This is a genomic window from Salarchaeum sp. III (assembly GCF_036418315.1).
GTDB lineage: Archaea > Halobacteriota > Halobacteria > Halobacteriales > Halobacteriaceae > Salarchaeum.
This window is the reverse complement of record NZ_JAZHPG010000026.1, coordinates 188,043-204,386: the sequence shown is the minus strand read 5'-3', so window position 1 is coordinate 204,386 and position 16,344 is coordinate 188,043. Positions and strand designations below refer to the sequence as shown.

Here is a 16,344-nt window from a genome sequence, read left to right as displayed (position 1 = left end):
TGAATAATAACGAATATCCGTAATAGTTCTAGGGTTGCCGACGCGAACGGCGGCCTACTCGACCGGCCGGAACTTCACGCCGTACCGCGGCACGCCCTCCTGCTCGTAGAGTCGACGCACCACGGCTTCGACCCGGTCGCCGCGCGAAATCTCGTTCGGGTCGCAGTCGCAGAACATCGCGGGGAGCCGCGCCCCCTCCGCCAGCTCGACGATGCCGGTGGCGAACGCGCCCTCCCGGGTCTGGTACTCGTCGAACTCGGGCGGCGCGCCGCCGGAGATGACGGTGACGGCCTGCACCGTCCCCACCCCGTCGGGTTCGACTTCCTCGAAGTCGGCGTCCGCGTTACAGGACGCGCAGACGCCCTCCGCGGGGAAGTTGTGCGCGCCGCACGCCGGACACTTCTCGAGCACGAGGCGATACCGGGCGTCGTTGCTCCGCCACCACGTCGGGAGGCTGACGTACGCGCCCATCAGGCGTCACCCCCGATGTGACCGCGCTTGCGAGCGTACTGTGGATAGTCGATGCTCACGGTGTCGCGCTCGTCGGGCACCGGGAGCGCACCGTCGAGGTGGACGGCGTCCGCGCCGTTCCCGTACCCGACCACGGCGACGTCCGTCTCGTCGGCGTCCCACGCGGCGAGCAGTCCGAACAGGGGGCTGGCCGCGCCCGTATCGCCGAGGTCGTGCGCGCGCTCGTACACCGACGCGTCGCCCTCGACGGCGCGCGCACCCCGGTAGGGGAGGCCGCCGTCGGGCGCGGTCGGCGCGAGCGCGTCCGGCGTCCCGCCGAGTCCCGTGACCGCTTCCGCGAGACTGGTGCGGTAGGCGTCGCGCTCGTACTCGGTCGCGCCGTACGTCTCCACGTCCCGCGACCCCCGCGGTCGGTAGCGCGTCCCCGGGAACTCCTCGGTGTAGGACGCGGTATCCTGCACGGTCACGTCGCCGTCGGGGCCGGCGACGAACGCCACCGCGCCCGCGCCGGCCGCGTGGTCGATGCCGTCACCGGGGTCGCCGAACGGGCTGTCCGCCGCGACGGCGAGCGCCGCGCCGTCCGCGTCAAGCGCGTCCCGGAGCGCCTGCACGCCGCCCCGCGGACTCTGCGTGTGCGCGACCGCCGTCGCGTCGCGGGGGAGGCCCAGCAGTTCCGCGAGCGTGCCCGCCACGTCGCCCTCCGCGAGCGGCGGTGTCGTGGTGGCGAACGCGACGAGTCCGAGGTCGTCGCGCTCGTACGTGCTGGCCTGGATGGCGTCTCGCGCCGCGGCGTGCGCCATCGTCACCGAATCCTCGTCCGCGGCCGCGACGGCCTTCGTGTCCACGCCGCGCGCGTGGACGGACGCGAGCGCCGCGTCCAGCTCCTCCGCGCTGATGCGCGCCCGGGGCGTGTACACCCCGAGGGAGTCGAGCGCGTTCACGCCCATCCCTCCTCGAAGACGTGGACGGCGACGGCGCCACCGCTCCCCCCGACGTTGTGCGTCAGGCCGCGGGAGAGCCCCGGGACCTGGCGGTCGCCGGCCTCGCCGCGGAGTTGCTTGAACACCTCCACCACTTGCCCGCCGCCGGTCGCGCCGATGGGGTGGCCCTTCGACTTCAGGCCGCCCGAGAGGTTGACGGGACGCTCGCCGTCGGGTTCGGTCGCGCCGGACGCGACGTACGGCCCGGCCTCGCCGCGCTCGCAGAACCCGAGGTCCTCGTACGCGAGGAGTTCCGCGATGCTGAAGCAGTCGTGGACCTCCGCGAACTCCACGTCCTCGGGACCCATGTCGGCCTCGTCGTACGCCTGCTCGGCGGCGCGCTGGGTCGCCGGAATCTCCGTGAGGCTCGGCCGCTGGAACAGCCCAACGCGGCCGCTCGACTGACCCGCGCCCGCGATGCGAATCGGGTTGTCGGTGAGTTCCTCCGCGGCGTCCCGGGACGCCACCAGAACGGCGCTCGCGCCGTCGGAGGTCGGACAGCAGTCGAACAGGTTCAGGGGGTCGGCGACCGCCGGCGCGTTCATCGCGTCCTCCAGGCTCGTCTCGAACCCCAGCTGGGCGTGCGGGTTCTTCGCGCCGTTCGCGTGGTTCTTCACCGCGACCCGGGAGAGGTGTTCGCGCGTCGTTCCGTGTTCGGCCATGTGCGCGTCCGCCATCTGCGCGTACACGCCGGAGAACGTCGTGCCGGCCATACGCTCCCACTCCGTCTCGCCGGAGACGCCGAGCCACTCGCCCGTTCGCTCGCTACTCACGTCGTTCATCACCTCGAACCCGCCCGCGAGCGCCACGTCCGCGACGCCCGCGCGAACGGCGAGCACGGCCTGCCGGAGCGCGACGCCGCTCGCCGCACAGGCGTTCTCCACGCGCGTCGTCGACGTTCCATTCAATCCCGCGAACTCCGTGACGGCGGGCCCGGGAAGGCCGAGCTGGCGGCCGCCGACGCCGAGCGTGCCGACGTACGCCTCGTCCACGTCTTCCCGGTCGAACTCCGCGTCCGTGGAGTCGACGGCCGTGTCCACGGCCTCCTTGAACAGGGAGCGATACGACTCGCGCGGGAACGACCCGTAATCGGTCTGGCCCGCGCCCACGACGTACACCTCCTTCATACGGTCGCGTTTCCCGGGGCGGATTCAAAACGGTTCCTCATGCGGCCAACCGTGCGGGCGACCTCACTCCTCGTCCCGGCCTGAATCGTCGGTGGTTTCCGACTTCATCAGCGGCTCGCCGCTATCGTCCGGTAACGCCTCAACGTCTATTTCACCGGGGCCGTCTGTGTCGTCTTCCTCCTCAGTCATTCGTCATCGCCCTCCTCCGTGTTCTCTCCCAGCATGACCGTTTCTCCCGAGTCGTCCGGAAGTGACTCGACCTCTATACCGTCCGGACCCTCGTCTTCTTCATCACTCATGCTAACTCATGGCACGTATAGCGTGAAAAGTATCCCGGCTACGAGCGTCGCCACCCCGAGAAGGGACGCGTACGTCGCTATATTCACGCGTTTCGCCTTCCGGGCTGACACGGTCTCCGCCTGCGCTATCCACTTCGGATACTGGTCGGTCGTTATCCACCAGAGGTATTGAACTTCGCTAAGACCCTGGGCTTCTATCGCTTCGAACGCCTCCTGCCCGGGTCCCGCAGTGACGCGCCGTTTTCGCTTCGCCCAGAGCGCGATAACCGTACTCACCACGAGTAGTAGTGCACCCGCAACCGACCCGGCGTTTACTATCGCGACGGGAGACATCTTTGAAACTGTTAGGCCGGTTCCGATCGCGGCCACGACCAGGCCGTTGAACCGAATGAGTTGCCACGCGTTCGTCGATATTTCGTCAAACGTAGCGAGCTTCTTGTCGAGTGTTCTCTGTGCATCCTCATGCGCACGACGGTACGCCGCTACGTCGTACGAATCTCCGTCAGACATGTATCGTGATGTTACGCGACATACTAAGAATCCTATCCCGCAGAAGTGATGCGCGGTCTCCTGGGGGTATCAGAGGTGGTCCGCCACCGCCGCCATCGCGTCGTCCGCGACACCGACGCTGTCCGTGAGGCTGAGGAAGCCGTGCGCCATCGAGGGGTAGTGGTGGTGTTCGACCGGCGTCCCCGCTCTGTCGAGGGCGTCGGCGTACGCCGTGCCGTCGTCCCGGAGCGGGTCGTGGCCCGCCGTCACCACCGTCGCGTCCGGGAGGTCGGAGTGGTCGGGGGCGCGGAGCACGCTCGCGTACGGGTTCGCCGCGTCCACCGGACTCCGCACGTACCGCTCCCAGAACCACTCCATGTCCGCTCGCGTGAGCAACGGCCCGTCCGCATTCTCGCGATACGACTCCGTGTCGAACGCGTGGTTCGTGATGGGGTAGAGGAGCGCCTGATGGGAGAGAGCGGGGCCGTCGTGGTCGCGGGCGCGGAGCGCGACGGCGGCGGCGAGGTTTCCGCCCGCGCTCGTTCCAGCGACCGCGATGTCGCCCGCGCCGTCGAACGTGTCCGCGTGCTCGTTGACCCACTCTAGCGCGGCGTACGCGTCGTCCAAGCCTTCGGGGAACGGGTGTTCGGGCGCGAGTCGATAGTCGACGGAGACGACGACGCGGTCGGTGCGCGCGGCGAGCTCCCGGCAGAGGTCGCCAGCGGAGTCGAGCGTTCCGAGCGTCCATCCGCCGCCGTGGTAGAACACGAGCGTCCCCCGCGGGTCGTCCGTATCTCGGTAGACGCGCAGGGGTATCTCGCCGCGCGGCCCCGGGATTGCGAGGTCGCGCACGAACCCGACCGTTCTCGACGTGCCGCCGAACACGTCGTCCTCCACGCGGCGCGCGGACGCGACGCTCATCGCGTGCCACGGCGGAACGCCCATCGCCTCTATCTCGCGGATTTCGGCCGCCAGGTCGTCGTCCAGCGTCACGGCCGACTCGACGCAGTCCCGCCTAATAGACTCCCGGGACGAGGCGGTACGGAACGCGCTCGCAGTAGTCGTCGTAGCCGTCGAGCTCGCGGCGGAGCGCGCGCTCCTCCACGCGGATGCGGTACGCGTATCCCGCGCTGACGCCCGCGGCGACCGCGGTGACGCCCGGCCACGTGCCGAGCGAGAGCGCGACGCCGAGAATAGCGAGGAAGCCGCCTGTGTAGGCGGGGTGGCGGACGACGGCGTACGGTCCACGTGCGACGACGGTCTGGTCGTCGGTCACGGTCACCGACCGGTCGAAGGCGTCGCCGAGCGTGCGGATGCTGTACCAGCGGAGCGCGACGCCCGCGAGCGTCACGAGCACGCCAGTCCAGAACACGGACATCGCGAGTCCGCCGAACGTCGCCCACGTCGGCGCGCGGAACGCGAGCCAGAACGCGGCCGCGAACCCCAGGCCCACCGCGACGGACAGCACGACCCGCGAGTTCGCGTCGAGGTCGAGGCCGTCGTCGCTCCCGCGCGCGTCGTCCACGACTTCGGGAAGCGTCCAGGCCGCGTACACCGCGCCGAGCACGTACACGTACGGCGGCGTCAGGCCGACGACAGTCACGTCCGTGGCGTCTCCGCCCGCCGTGAAAAAATCACTCCTCCAGCAACTGCGGTTTCCCGAACGGCAGGCGTCCGAAGAGGACGTAGTGTACGAGGGTGGCCGCGACGAACAGGACTGCGAGCACCGACAGCAGGCGTTTCGCGTTCATACCCGTCCTTGGTTCTCGGTCGCCATAATCGTTGTCCGACGACCGGAATTCCACATCGCTAAACGTCGCCGGGCGATACCGGTGGGTGATGTCCGAGAGAGACCTCGAACGAAACCTGACGTCGATACACAGCATCGCCGTCATCGTCGGTACCATGATAGGTGCCGGTATCTTCGTCGTCACCGGCGAAGCCGCCGCCATCATGGGGCCGGCGGTGCCGCTCGGCTTCCTCGTCGGCGTCCCCGTCGTCCTCGCGACCGCAGTCGTCTACTCAGTCTACATGAGCGGCCCGCTCGGCGACCACCCAGGCGGCGCGTACATGCACATCTCCAGAACGTGGAACTCGACGCTCGTCGGCTACGTCTTCATCTGGTTGAAGACGGTGGCGTTCATCGGCGCGCAAGCCGTGTTCGCCACCGGGTTTGGGAACGCGATGGGGTACTGGCCCGTCTTCGACTTCCTCGGCGCGACCGAGTGGGCCGTCGTCTTCCTCACTGCGTTCTACCTCGTCCACCTCGTCGGCGTGGACGTGTTCGGCCGCACACAGGCGGCGATGACCGGCCTCCTCGTCGCCATCCTCCTCCTGCTCGGCCTCCCAGGATTGCTCCACGTCGACCCCGGGAACTTCAGTCCGCTCTTTCCCGCGGAGAAGTTCGGGAGCGGGTTCGTCGCGCCGTTCGTCGCCGGGACGAGCGCCATCTTCTTCTCCTACATCGGCTTCGAGTCGCTCGCGCAGACCGCGGGCGAAACCGAGAACCCCCGCGAGACGCTCCCGAAGGTGTTTACGGGGAGCGTCGTCGGCGTCGGCGCCATCTACCTCCTCGTGAGCGTCGTCGTCATCGGCGTCCTCCCCTGGCGGGATGTCGCCGCCTCCGGGACGCCGCTCACGGACGCCGCCGCGACCTACTTCCCCGTCGGTACCGCCGGCATCGTCGCCGTCGGGAGCATCCTCGCGTACGCCACCACCGCGAACTCGGGCTACGTCGCGCCGTCCCGCATCCTCTACAGTCTCGGCCGCGACGGCCTCATCCCGGACGCCCTCACGCACGTCAACGACCGCTTCGGCACGCCGGACGTGGGCCTCACCATCACGTGGGGCATCTCGGTCGCGCTGGTCGCCACGTCGACGTTCAGCTACGCGCTGAACGTCTCGCTCGGCGCGCTCGTCCTGATGTACCTCGCGCACTCCCTCTCCGCGGTCGCGCTCCCGCACGTCAACCCCGACCTCTACGAGCGCAGCAACCTCCAGTTCTCCCCCGCCGTCCTCGGCGCCGTCGGCCTGTTCAGCGCCGCCGCGATGGCCGTGTTCGCGTGGCAGACGCTCTCCTTCGGCTCCATCGGCGACGCGCTCGACCTGCTCGCCGCCGGCCGAATCGGCGACGCGCTCCTCGCGAACAACGTCCTCCTCCTCGCCGCGTGGCTGCTCGTCGGCCTCACAATCTACGGCGGCTACCGCGCCCGGCGCGCGGACGAACTTCCGGACCAGCTCCCGGTCGGCTTCCTCGACGAGGAGTGAGGAAGGCCTACGACCACCCCGGTTCTCACGTCGCGTATGGACACGACACGAGAAGCTGCGCGCGAGCGTGACGCGGCCGACCCCCTCGCCGCGTACCGCGACCGATTCAGCGTTCCCGACGACTACTACGTCGACGGCAACTCCCTCGGCCCCATCTCGACGGACGCCGAGGCCGCGCTCGACCGCGTCGTCGAGGAGTGGCGCGACCTCGGCATCCGCGGCTGGCTCGACGGCGACCCGCCGTGGTTCCGCTACGGCGAGCATCTCGGGAGCCGGCTCGCCCCGCTCGTCGGCGCGCGCGAACACGAGGTCGTCGCCGCGAACAGCACCACCGTCAACATCCACACCCTGCTAGGAACGCTCATCAACGGCCTCGACGACCCGCTGGTGCTCGTGGACGAACTCAACTTCCCCACGGACACGTACGCCGTCCGCGCCCAGCTCAGGAATCGGGGATTCGACCCCGACGCCCACACTGTCGTCGTCGAGAGTCGGGACGGCCGCACCATCGACGAAGCGGACGTGGAAGCCGCCCTCACCGACGACGTGGACCTCGTCTTCCTCCCCTCGGTGCTCTACCGGAGCGGCCAGCTCCTCGACCTCGAACGCATCACCGACGCCGCACACGCCCACGACGCCTACGTCGGGTTCGACCTCGCGCACTCCGTCGGCGTCGTCCCGCACGACCTCCACGACATCGGCGCTGACTTCGCCGTCTGGTGCAGCTACAAGTACCTGAACGCCGGCCCCGGCGCAATCGCCGGTCTCTACGTCCACGAACGCCACCACGAGCGCACGCCCGCGCTCGCCGGCTGGTGGGGTCACGAGAAGGACACCCAGTTCGAGATGCGAGACACCTACACCCACGCCGGAACCGCGGGCGCGTGGCAAATCGGAACCGTCCCCGTGTTCGCCGCCGCCCCCCTCGACGGCAGCCTCGACGTGGTCACCGACGCCGGTATCGACGCAATCCGCGAGAAATCACTCGCGCTCACCGACTCCCTCGTCTCGCTCGTGGACGACCGACTGAGCGACGCCTTTTCGATAGGGTCGCCCCGCGACCCCGACCGCAGGGGCGGTCACGTCGCCATCGAACACCCCGAGGCAGCGCGCATCACCGAAGCCATGAAAGACAGGGGCGTCGTCGGCGACTTCCGCCCGCCGAACGTCTTCCGCGTCTGCCCGAGCCCGCTCTACACGCGCTTCGAGGACGTGTACGACGTGGTCGAGGAACTCCGCGCGGTCGCGGAGACAGAGGCCTACCGGGACGTTTCTGAGGAGTCGCAGAGCGGGCTGTAGCGCGCCGTCAGGGGTACGATTCGGTTCTCGTGAGCAACGTCTTCCCGAAGTATAGCTTCAGAATCTCTCCCTCGTACCGAACGAACGAGTGCGTGTGATTCGCGTCGGTGGCCCCGACCGATTGCAGTAGCTCCGTGTACGCTCGCTCGTCGAGCGTGACACCGAACCGCTCTGGAACACCATATGCAGGCGTTTCGGACGCATTTTTGGCCTCGTTGAGCGCATCCCAGAACTCGTCCGGCGCGTCGAGTGCCGACGCCGGAATCGCCCACTCCGTTCGATTGTCCGGGACGTTCTCGGCGTGTACGGCACCATACTGGCTCGCACTCGGTACCGAGACGCATCCCGCGACAGGGAGTAGTAGGAGGAGGGCGAAGATAATCTGCACGCGGTCGTGAACCATCTCCCGGATTTATATTCCGACCCCCAGGAGTAAAAACATTTTCTCGAACTGTCGGTTCCTTTGAACTGTTGCTGAATAGCTAAGTTCCTCCCCCGACGAGGCCCGGTATGGAGTTCGACCTCTCCGGGAAGACGGTAGTCGTCACAGGTGGCACGCGCGGCATCGGTCGCGCCATCGCGGAATCGTTTGCGGACGCGGGCGCCGACGTGGTGCCGACCTCGCGCAGCCACGAGGACGTGCAGGAGGCTGCGGACGCGATGCGGGAGTACGGCGTCGAGTCGCTCGCCGTCCCGACGGACGTGACCGACGAGGCGGCGGTTCAGCGGCTGTTCTCCGATACCGCCGACGAACTCGGGAGCGTGGACGTGGTCGTGAACAACGCCGGCGTCAACCCCGACGGTGCGCTCGGCCCGCCCGAGGACGTGGACACCGACGACTTCGACTTCGTGACGGACGTGAACCTCCGCGGTGCCTTTCTCTGCGCGAAGCACGCCGCCGAACACCTCCAGGACGCGGGCGGGTCGCTCGTGAACGTCGCAAGCGTCGGCGGACTCGTGGGACTGCCGCGCCAGCACCCCTACGTCGGGTCGAAGCACGGCCTCGTGGGGTTGACGAAGTCGATGGCGCTCGACTGGGCGCCCGACGTGCGCGTGAACGCGCTCGCCCCCGGCTACGTCAGCACCGACCTCACGGAGGAACTCGAGGAGAACGAGCGCCTCCGGGAGTCCATCGAGCGCCGCACGCCGCTCGGGCGGTTCGCGGAACCCGAGGAAATCGGCGGGCCGGCGGTGTTCCTCGCGAGCGACGCCGCCGCGTACGTCACCGGCGAAGTCCTCACTGTGGACGGCGGGTGGACGGCGCGCTGACTCCCGCCATCCCGCAATCAGGACACGCGAGTGATAGGAATGCGGCCGCCTCTGTTCGTTTTGGGTATACTTTCCGTGACAGCCAGCAACATACTTATTGTTCATGCGGATTCTACGTGCTATCGGGTGCGGATTACCAATGGTTAACGACTCCCACGAAGACACGTATCGCGCGACGGACGACCGTCGCTTCGCAGAGTTCGACCGCCGAGACTTCCTCAAAGCCAGCGGGGTTGCGGGAGCCGCGGGACTCACAGGATTCGCGGGCTGTATGGGTGGCGGTGGCGGCGACGACACCCTCACGTTCGGCGCTATCCACTTGCTCTCCGGGTTCGCCGCGGTCTACGGCGAATCCGCCCAGCTCGGGTACGAGATGGCGCGCGAAGAGATAAACGATGACGGCGGTATCGACGGCATGGAAATAGAGGAGATAATCTCCCGGGACAGCGAGGGTGACGGCCCGACCGGCGTGGAGGCCGCGCGCTCGCTCGTCCAGGAGGAGAACGTCGACGGCCTCCTCGGTCTCGACTCCAGCGGCGTCGCGCTCTCCGTCGCGCCCATCGTGGGACAACTCCAGACCCCCCTCATGATTACGCACGCGGCGACGCCGTTCGCGACCGCGACCGAGGGCGAGAACGCGGTCGGGAACGACTACGTGTTCCGTGACGGCGTGAACCTCGCGCAGAACATCTACGGCGCGTCCGTCACCGCGAGCGACACCGACGCGACGACGTGGACGACCATCGGCCCGAACTACGCCTTCGGTACCCAGACGTGGGACTACTTCAAGGCGTTCACGCAGGGGATGGACCTTGGGTACGAGTACCTCGACGACGCGACCGCGTACCCCGAACTCGGCGCGAGCGACTTCACACCCTACATCAACAAGGTGTTGAACGCGGACCCGGACGGCGTTATCACGAGCCTCTGGGGCGGCGACCTCATCACGTTCATCAATCAGGCGAAGAACTCGAACTTCTTCGAACAGATCGACAACGTCCTCATGACGGTCGGCGCCGCGACGGACGTGCTCCGCCCGATGGAGAGCAATATGCCGGACGGCCTGCAGGCCGGGACGCGCTACTGGTTCGACGCTCCCGACAGCGAGGCGAACAACACGTTCGTCGAGAACTTCCGCGACCGCAACGACGGCCGCTATCCCTCGTACAACGCGCAGAACGCGTACACCGCGCTCTACCTCTACAAGGAGGCTATCGAGGGTGCGGGCAGCACGAACGCCGACGACATCATCGGCCAGTGGGACGGCATGGAGCACGAAGCGCCCGTCGGCGACTTCACCATCAACGGCCAAAGCAATCAGGCGGTCCTGCCCGCCGTTTGGGGGACGACCAGCTACTCCGAGGACCGTGGCATCACGCTCCTTGACCCCGTCGAGCGCATCGACGCGCCGGCGGACGAGCTGCGGTCGCTCCTGGAAGGAACCGACCTGCCTGCTGGAGTCTAACCCAGCATGGCACTACCGATTCAAGAAATACTCACGGGATTGAGCCTGGGGAGTCGCTACTTCCTCGTCGCTATCGGACTCAGTCTCATCTTCGGCGTGCTCGGCGTGCTGAACTTCGCGCACGGCGCGCTCTACATGATCGGGGCGTACGTCTCCCTGACGGTCGTGCAGAACGTCACCGGGAACTTCTGGGTAGGACTGGTCGCCGCCGGGCTCGCGGTCGGCCTGGTCGGCGCGATAATCGAGATGGGGTTGATTCGGCGCGTGTACGACCGCGACGAACTCGACCAACTCATCCTCACGTTCGCGCTCGTGCTCATCGTCTCGGACCTCACGCGGACCGTCTGGGGGTCGGGGAATCAGACGATGGCGACGCCCGAACTGCTCGCGTCGAACGTGCAGTTCCTCGGCATCAGCTATCCCGCGTACCGGCTGTTCGTCATCGTCGTCGGGTTCGCCGCGATGGGCGTGTTCTGGTTCGCCATCCAGCGCACCTACCTCGGACGGCTGGTGCGCGCCACGTCGAGCGACCGCGACATGGCCTCGTTGCTCGGCGTGAACGTTCCGCGGCTCTACACGGGCGTGTTCTTCGTCGGGAGTTTCCTCGCCGGTATCGGGGGCGCGCTCGCCGCGCCGATGCAGGCGTTCACGCCCGCGCTCGGCGACCAGGTCATCATCAACGCGTTCATCATCGTCGTCATCGGCGGCCTCGGGTCGTTCACGGGGGCGTTCGTCGGCGCGATGTTCATCGGACTCCTGCAGAGCTTCGGCGTCCTCGTCGCAACGGGCGTCGGGCAACTCCTCCCGTTCCTCGCAATGATTCTCGTACTCATCTTCAGACCGGAAGGACTGTTCGGGGGTGACGGACAGTGAGCGACGAGACCGTTCTCGGGCTCCCGGTGCGGCGAACAGCGCTCGTCGTGTTCGCCGTGCTCGTCGTCGCGCCGTTCGTCCTGCCCACGTTCCAGACGTACGTACTGTCGGAGGTGCTCGTGCTCGCGCTGTTCGCCACGGGCTTCAACCTCCTCTACGGCTACACGGGACTGCTGTCGTTCGGGCACGCGATGTTCTTCGGGGGCGCCGGGTACGCGCTCGGTATCTTCCTCCGTGACGTGGCACCCAGCCTCCCGTTCGGCGGCGCGACGCCGCTCGTCGCGTTCGTCATCGCGGCCGTGCTCGGCGTCGTCGTCGCGACGGCTATCGCGGTTCCGGTCGGCTACCTGAGCGTGCGCCTGGAGGAGATTTACTTCGCGATGCTGACGCTGTCGTTCAGCATGGCGCTGTACACCATCGTGAACCAGAACTACTTCGGCGTCACCAACGGCAGTGACGGCATCCTCGTCCTGCTCGACACGGCGAACCTGTTCGGGTTCCAGCTCGCGCTCTACGACAGGGTGACGTACTACTTCATCATCCTGCTCGTGGTCGCGCCCTCGATGTACATCCTGTGGCGGGTGGCGAACTCGCCGTTCGGCCTCGTTTCGGAGGCGATCCGGGAGAACTCGGAGCGTGCATCCGGCCTCGGCATCGACGTGCGGCGCCACCAGTGGGCGGCGTTCGTGCTGTCCGCCGTGTTCACCGGTATTGCGGGCGTGCTCGTCGCGCCCCTGCACAGTTCGCTCTCGCCCGGTGCGAGCCTGCACTGGTCTATCAGCGCTGAACCCGTCATCATGACCGTGTTCGGCGGTCCCTACTCGTTCGTCGGGCCGGCCGTCGGTGCGCTCTTCTACCGGTACATCCGGTGGGGCATCACGCAGTTCCCGATGCTCGAAGCGCACTGGCAGCTCGTGTTCGGGACGCTCATCCTCGTTATCGTCGTGTTCGCGCCACGCGGCGTTTCCGGCCTCCTCAAGTGGGCGGTGAACCGCGTTCGCGGGGACGGAGGTGAGTCAGCGTGACGACCGTCCTCAAGACGGAGGAGTTGCGCCGCGAGTTCGGCGCGCTCTGCGCGGTCGACGACGTAAGCGTCGAAATCGACTCGACGGAAGTCACGTCCATCATCGGGCCGAACGGCGCGGGGAAGACGACGTTCTACAACCTCCTCTCCGGTCGGCTCGACCCGACCGCGGGCGAGGTGTTCCTCCGTGGACGCAGCGGAGAGCTGGAGAACGTCACCGGTCTCGCGCCGCACGACATCGCCCAGCGCGGCCTCTCCCGGGCCTACCAGATAAACAATAACTTCGAGGGGTTGTCCGTGCTGGACAACATCCGGGTCGCGCGCGTCAGCACGACCGACCGGTCCACGGAACTCCTCTCGCGTTACCACGAGGACGAGGAACTCCGGGCGGCCGCCGAGGACGTGCTCGAACTCACCGGCCTCACCGACGTGGCCGAGACGGAGGCGTCGAACCTCAGTCACGGCGACAAGCGGAAGGTCGAGATAGCGCTCTCGCTCGCAACCGACCCCGCCGTCGTCCTGCTGGACGAACCGACCGCGGGCATGAACCCCTCCGAGTCGGAGGGGATGGTCGAACTCATCAAGGAACTCGACGAGACGACCGACACGACGTTCGTCCTCACTGAACACGACATCGACATGGTTCTCGAAATCAGCGACCGCATCCTCGTCCTGCACCGGGGCGAACTCATCGCGGACGGCACACCGGACGAAGTGATGGCGAACGAGGACGTGACCACGGCCTACCTGGGTGAACGCCAATGAGTGAGGGCGACCGCGTGCTCACCGTCGACGGCGTGCACGCCTACTACGGGAACAGTCACATCCTCCACGGCGTCGACCTCGACCTCGACGAGGGAGAGGTCGTCACGCTCCTCGGACGGAACGGCGCGGGGAAGACGACGACGATGCGGAGTATCGTCGGCGTCGTCCCGCCCCGAGAGGGAACCGTGACGTACCGCGGCCAGCAGATAAGCGGGATGTCGGTCGACGACATCTCCGACCTCGGCATCAAACTCGTGCCGGAGGACCGGCGCGTGTTCCCGACGCTCACCGTGCAGGAGAACCTCTCACTCGCGAAGCGTCTCGCGCCCGACAGCGACCGCACGGTCGACGAGATGTACGACATCTTCCCGGTGCTCGCGGACCTGAAGTCGAGCAACGGCCAGAACCTCAGCGGCGGCGAACAGCAGATGCTGTCCGTCGCCCGCGCGCTCGTCCAAGACCCGGACGTGCTCCTGCTCGACGAACCGACGGAGGGCCTCGCGCCCGTCATCGTCGACGACCTCCGCGAGGTCCTGAACAACGTCGTGGAGCAGAACGTCACGGTCCTTCTGACGGAACAGAACGTCCAGTTCGCGTTCGACCTCGCGGAACGCGGCTACATCATCGACAAGGGCGAAATCGTCTTCGACGGCGAGATCGAGGAGATAGAGCAGCGCGAGGACCTCCTCGATGACTACCTCTCCGTCTCCAGCGGTGAACTCGACTAGATGAGTACGGACCTCACTCTCCGCCCGTTCTTCTGGCGGGCGACACGGCTCTTCCCCGAGAAACGCATCGTCTCCCGAACGCACGACGGCCGGTTCGAGTACACGTACGGCGAGTTCGGCGACCGCGTACGTCGACTCGCGGGCGCGCTCACCGAACTCGGCGTCGAGCAGGGCGACCGCGTCGGCACGCTCGGCTGGAACCACCACCGGCACTTCGAGGCGTACTACGCCGCCCCGCTGCTGGGCGCGCAGCTCCACACGGTGAACCTCCTGCTGCACGACGACCACCTCGAACACATCGTCACCGACGCTGCGGACGACGTGCTCCTGGTGGATCCGGACGCGTTCGAGGCGGTCGAACGCCTCCACGACTCCTTCGACTCCGTCCGTCACGTCGTCGTGATGGACGACGAGGTCCCGGAGACCGACCTGGGGAACGTCCACGCGTACGAGGACCTCCTCGACGGCGCGGACCCCGTGGACTCGTGGCCGGACGTGTCGGAAGACCAGGCCGCGGGCATGTGTTACACGTCGGGAACCACGGGCAAACCGAAGGGCGTCGAGTACACGCAGAAGATGATTTACTCGCACGCGATGATGACGATGACGCCCGCGGCGCTCGACATCGCGGAGGACGACGTGGTGATGCCGGTCGTGCCGATGTTCCACGTGAACTCCTGGGAGTTCCCGTACGCCGTCACGATGGCGGGCGCACAGCAGGTGTATCCCGGACCGTCGCCCGACCCCGCGGACCTCGTGAGCCTCATCGAGGAGGAGGGCGTGACGCTCACCGCGGGCGTCCCCACAGTGTGGATAAACGTCCTCGACTACCTCGACGACCACGACGCTGACCTCAGCAGTCTCGAGCGCATCGTCGTCGGCGGGAGCGCCGCGCCGAAGGGCGTGATGGAGCGCTACGAGGAGGAGTACGGCGTCGCCATCGAGCACGCGTGGGGGATGACGGAGACGATGAGCATCGGCTCCGTCAGCCGCCCGAAGTCGACGATGGACGTCTCGCAGAGCGAGGAGTACGACCTCCGCGCGACCCAGGGCCTGCTCTCACCCGGCCTCGAAATGAAGGTCGTGAACGACGCCGGTGAGGAAGTCCCCTGGGACGGCCAGACGCCGGGCGAACTGCTCGTGCGCGGCCCTACGGTCGTCGACGAGTACTACAACCGCCCCGAAGCCAACGAGGAAGACTTCCAAGAAGGATGGCTGAAGACGGGCGACATCGTGGTCGTGGACGAGGACGGCTACCTCGAAATCGTCGACCGCGCGAAGGACGTCATCAAGTCCGGCGGCGAGTGGATATCCAGTATCGAACTGGAGAACCAGTTGATGGCGCACGAGGACGTGGTGGAGGCCGCGGTCATCAGCGTCCCCCACGACACCTGGCAGGAACGCCCGCTCGCGTGCGTCGTCCGCCGCAACGGCAGCGACATCGGCGTCGAAGAACTCCGGGCGTTCCTCGAATCGGAGTTCCCGTCGTGGTGGCTGCCGGACGACGTGGTGTTCGTCGACGAGGTGCCGAAGACCGCGACCGGGAAGTTCGACAAGAAAGTCCTCAGAGAGCGCTTCGACGACCCCGACCTCCCCTATACGCCGGGCGAGGACTAGGGGGCGAGCGCCGCCACGTCCTCTTCTGTCGCCTCGACGAGTCCGCCGTGATAGCAGAGCACGCGGCCGTACTCGTACTCCGCGAGGTGTTCGACTGACTCGTACGCGGTTTCCATGTCCGGCGTCACGCGCTCGTTCGGGCCCTCGATACCGTCCTCGCCGCCGATGAGCGCGTCCGCGGCGAGCAGGAGGTCGGCGTCGGGAACGTGCAGGGAGACGTGGCCGGGCGTGTGACCGGGCGTCTCCACGACTTCGACGGGGCCGGCGTGCGTGCTGAGCGTGACGCCCTCGACGAGTTCGACCGCCACGTCCACCGGCGGGTAGCGTTCCCCGCCGCCCTTGAGCGGTTCCTCGCGACCGTCGATGGCGGGTACGTCCCCGCCGTGCGCCATCGTCACCGCGTCGGTCTCCGCGAGGAGTTCTGCGGCCGCGCCGACGTGGTCGCCGTCTTGGTGCGTGAACAGGAGAACGGAGATGTCCGTGACCGCGTGACCGATGTCGTCCAGCGCGGCGCGCACGTCGTCGGCCTGGTCTGGGAGGCCGGCGTCCACGAGCACGACGCCGTGCGCGGTCTCGATGGCGACGGCGTGGAACACGCGCGTCCCGTCGTCGGTCTCCAGCGGTAGTTCGAGGTCGTGCACGCCGTCCGCGAGTTCCGTGACCATACACGA

Annotated in this window: 18 protein-coding genes; 9 read left to right on the top strand and 9 right to left on the bottom strand. The window is 67.4% G+C overall.

All coding sequences use genetic code 11. The annotated features are described in order from the left end of the window. Positions 1-54: 54 nt before the first annotated feature. From U3A55_RS09820 to U3A55_RS09790, 7 genes are all read right to left on the bottom strand, one after another. Positions 55-471, bottom strand: coding sequence for a Zn-ribbon domain-containing OB-fold protein (locus U3A55_RS09820; RefSeq protein ID WP_330991328.1), 417 nt, complete (start codon positions 469-471; stop codon positions 55-57). Beyond that, positions 471-1,418 (bottom strand): hypothetical protein, encoded by a 948-nt coding sequence (locus U3A55_RS09815; protein WP_330991327.1) that lies wholly within the window; start codon positions 1,416-1,418, stop codon positions 471-473. Before U3A55_RS09815 ends, U3A55_RS09820 begins: the two co-directional genes overlap by 1 nt. Next, the gene (locus tag U3A55_RS09810; protein WP_330991326.1) at positions 1,409-2,578 is read right to left on the bottom strand and encodes a thiolase domain-containing protein; all 1,170 of its coding nucleotides are present in this window, start codon (positions 2,576-2,578) and stop codon (positions 1,409-1,411) included. The genes U3A55_RS09815 and U3A55_RS09810 overlap by 10 nt, the downstream gene beginning before the upstream one ends. A 63-nt stretch (positions 2,579-2,641) precedes the next feature. After that, positions 2,642-2,767 carry a hypothetical protein gene (locus U3A55_RS09805; protein WP_330991325.1) on the bottom strand — a complete coding sequence of 42 codons (126 nt, stop codon included), beginning with the start codon at positions 2,765-2,767 and terminating at the stop codon, positions 2,642-2,644. A gap of 116 nt (positions 2,768-2,883) precedes the next feature. Further along, a complete protein-coding gene (locus U3A55_RS09800; protein ID WP_330991324.1) occupies positions 2,884-3,387 on the bottom strand; it encodes a hypothetical protein in 504 nt (167 codons plus the stop codon). 69 nt (positions 3,388-3,456) lie between these two features. Next, positions 3,457-4,311 carry an alpha/beta hydrolase gene (locus U3A55_RS09795; RefSeq protein ID WP_442978299.1) on the bottom strand — a complete coding sequence of 285 codons (855 nt, stop codon included), beginning with the start codon at positions 4,309-4,311 and terminating at the stop codon, positions 3,457-3,459. Positions 4,312-4,381: 70 nt separating this feature from the next. Further along, positions 4,382-4,969, bottom strand: a complete 588-nt coding sequence (locus tag U3A55_RS09790; RefSeq protein ID WP_330991322.1) for a methyltransferase family protein — start codon at positions 4,967-4,969, stop codon at positions 4,382-4,384. A gap of 236 nt (positions 4,970-5,205) precedes the next feature. Here U3A55_RS09790 and U3A55_RS09785 point away from each other — a divergent pair, with 236 nt between their 5' ends. Together U3A55_RS09785 and kynU are read left to right on the top strand one after the other, a co-directional pair. Continuing rightward, positions 5,206-6,633 carry an APC family permease gene (locus U3A55_RS09785; RefSeq protein ID WP_330991321.1) on the top strand — a complete coding sequence of 476 codons (1,428 nt, stop codon included), beginning with the start codon at positions 5,206-5,208 and terminating at the stop codon, positions 6,631-6,633. A gap of 36 nt (positions 6,634-6,669) precedes the next feature. Next, a complete protein-coding gene (kynU, locus tag U3A55_RS09780; RefSeq protein WP_330991320.1) occupies positions 6,670-7,932 on the top strand; it encodes a kynureninase in 1,263 nt (420 codons plus the stop codon). A 7-nt stretch (positions 7,933-7,939) separates the two neighbouring features. On the opposite strand, the gene U3A55_RS09775 is transcribed toward kynU, so the two are convergent. Beyond that, a complete protein-coding gene (locus U3A55_RS09775) occupies positions 7,940-8,335 on the bottom strand; it encodes a hypothetical protein (RefSeq protein WP_330991319.1) in 396 nt (131 codons plus the stop codon). A gap of 107 nt (positions 8,336-8,442) precedes the next feature. Here U3A55_RS09775 and U3A55_RS09770 point away from each other — a divergent pair, with 107 nt between their 5' ends. The 7 genes from U3A55_RS09770 to U3A55_RS09740 all read left to right on the top strand — a co-directional run bounded on the left by U3A55_RS09770 (position 8,443) and on the right by U3A55_RS09740 (position 15,673). Continuing rightward, positions 8,443-9,201, top strand: a complete 759-nt coding sequence (locus U3A55_RS09770; RefSeq protein WP_330991318.1) for an SDR family NAD(P)-dependent oxidoreductase — start codon at positions 8,443-8,445, stop codon at positions 9,199-9,201. A gap of 139 nt (positions 9,202-9,340) precedes the next feature. Next, entirely contained in the window at positions 9,341-10,666 is a 1,326-nt protein-coding gene (locus U3A55_RS09765) for an ABC transporter substrate-binding protein (protein ID WP_330991317.1), read from the top strand. A gap of 6 nt (positions 10,667-10,672) precedes the next feature. Further along, positions 10,673-11,539: a branched-chain amino acid ABC transporter permease gene (locus tag U3A55_RS09760; RefSeq protein ID WP_330991316.1), complete on the top strand. Its 867-nt coding sequence runs from the start codon at positions 10,673-10,675 to the stop codon at positions 11,537-11,539. Continuing rightward, complete coding sequence (locus tag U3A55_RS09755) at positions 11,536-12,564, top strand: branched-chain amino acid ABC transporter permease (RefSeq protein WP_330991315.1); 1,029 nt, start codon at positions 11,536-11,538, stop codon at positions 12,562-12,564. Before U3A55_RS09760 ends, U3A55_RS09755 begins: the two co-directional genes overlap by 4 nt. Then, positions 12,561-13,328, top strand: a complete 768-nt coding sequence (locus tag U3A55_RS09750; RefSeq protein ID WP_330991314.1) for an ABC transporter ATP-binding protein — start codon at positions 12,561-12,563, stop codon at positions 13,326-13,328. The genes U3A55_RS09755 and U3A55_RS09750 overlap by 4 nt, the downstream gene beginning before the upstream one ends. Continuing rightward, a complete protein-coding gene (locus tag U3A55_RS09745) occupies positions 13,325-14,056 on the top strand; it encodes an ABC transporter ATP-binding protein (protein WP_330991313.1) in 732 nt (243 codons plus the stop codon). The genes U3A55_RS09750 and U3A55_RS09745 overlap by 4 nt, the downstream gene beginning before the upstream one ends. Then, positions 14,057-15,673 carry a long-chain fatty acid--CoA ligase gene (locus U3A55_RS09740; protein ID WP_330991312.1) on the top strand — a complete coding sequence of 539 codons (1,617 nt, stop codon included), beginning with the start codon at positions 14,057-14,059 and terminating at the stop codon, positions 15,671-15,673. Here U3A55_RS09740 and U3A55_RS09735 read toward each other — a convergent pair. Beyond that, positions 15,670-16,338 carry an MBL fold metallo-hydrolase gene (locus U3A55_RS09735; RefSeq protein ID WP_330991311.1) on the bottom strand — a complete coding sequence of 223 codons (669 nt, stop codon included), beginning with the start codon at positions 16,336-16,338 and terminating at the stop codon, positions 15,670-15,672. The genes U3A55_RS09740 and U3A55_RS09735 overlap by 4 nt on opposite strands. Positions 16,339-16,344: the final 6 nt, after the last annotated feature.

Excerpts from the sequence above, each read along its gene's own strand:
- U3A55_RS09820 (WP_330991328.1), bottom strand. The coding sequence starts at position 471 with ATGGGCGCGTACGTCAGCCTCCCGACGTGGTGGCGGAGCAACGACGCC.
- U3A55_RS09815 (WP_330991327.1), bottom strand. The coding sequence starts at position 1,418 with ATGGGCGTGAACGCGCTCGACTCCCTCGGGGTGTACACGCCCCGGGCG.
- U3A55_RS09810 (WP_330991326.1), bottom strand. The coding sequence starts at position 2,578 with ATGAAGGAGGTGTACGTCGTGGGCGCGGGCCAGACCGATTACGGGTCG.
- U3A55_RS09805 (WP_330991325.1), bottom strand. The coding sequence starts at position 2,767 with ATGACTGAGGAGGAAGACGACACAGACGGCCCCGGTGAAATAGACGTT.
- U3A55_RS09800 (WP_330991324.1), bottom strand. The coding sequence starts at position 3,387 with ATGTCTGACGGAGATTCGTACGACGTAGCGGCGTACCGTCGTGCGCAT.
- U3A55_RS09795 (WP_442978299.1), bottom strand. The coding sequence starts at position 4,311 with ATGGGCGTTCCGCCGTGGCACGCGATGAGCGTCGCGTCCGCGCGCCGC.
- U3A55_RS09785 (WP_330991321.1), top strand. The coding sequence starts at position 5,206 with ATGTCCGAGAGAGACCTCGAACGAAACCTGACGTCGATACACAGCATC.
- kynU (WP_330991320.1), top strand. The coding sequence starts at position 6,670 with ATGGACACGACACGAGAAGCTGCGCGCGAGCGTGACGCGGCCGACCCC.
- U3A55_RS09775 (WP_330991319.1), bottom strand. The coding sequence starts at position 8,335 with ATGGTTCACGACCGCGTGCAGATTATCTTCGCCCTCCTCCTACTACTC.
- U3A55_RS09770 (WP_330991318.1), top strand. The coding sequence starts at position 8,443 with ATGGAGTTCGACCTCTCCGGGAAGACGGTAGTCGTCACAGGTGGCACG.
- U3A55_RS09765 (WP_330991317.1), top strand. The coding sequence starts at position 9,341 with ATGGTTAACGACTCCCACGAAGACACGTATCGCGCGACGGACGACCGT.
- U3A55_RS09760 (WP_330991316.1), top strand. The coding sequence starts at position 10,673 with ATGGCACTACCGATTCAAGAAATACTCACGGGATTGAGCCTGGGGAGT.
- U3A55_RS09745 (WP_330991313.1), top strand. The coding sequence starts at position 13,325 with ATGAGTGAGGGCGACCGCGTGCTCACCGTCGACGGCGTGCACGCCTAC.
- U3A55_RS09740 (WP_330991312.1), top strand. The coding sequence starts at position 14,057 with ATGAGTACGGACCTCACTCTCCGCCCGTTCTTCTGGCGGGCGACACGG.
- U3A55_RS09735 (WP_330991311.1), bottom strand. The coding sequence starts at position 16,338 with ATGGTCACGGAACTCGCGGACGGCGTGCACGACCTCGAACTACCGCTG.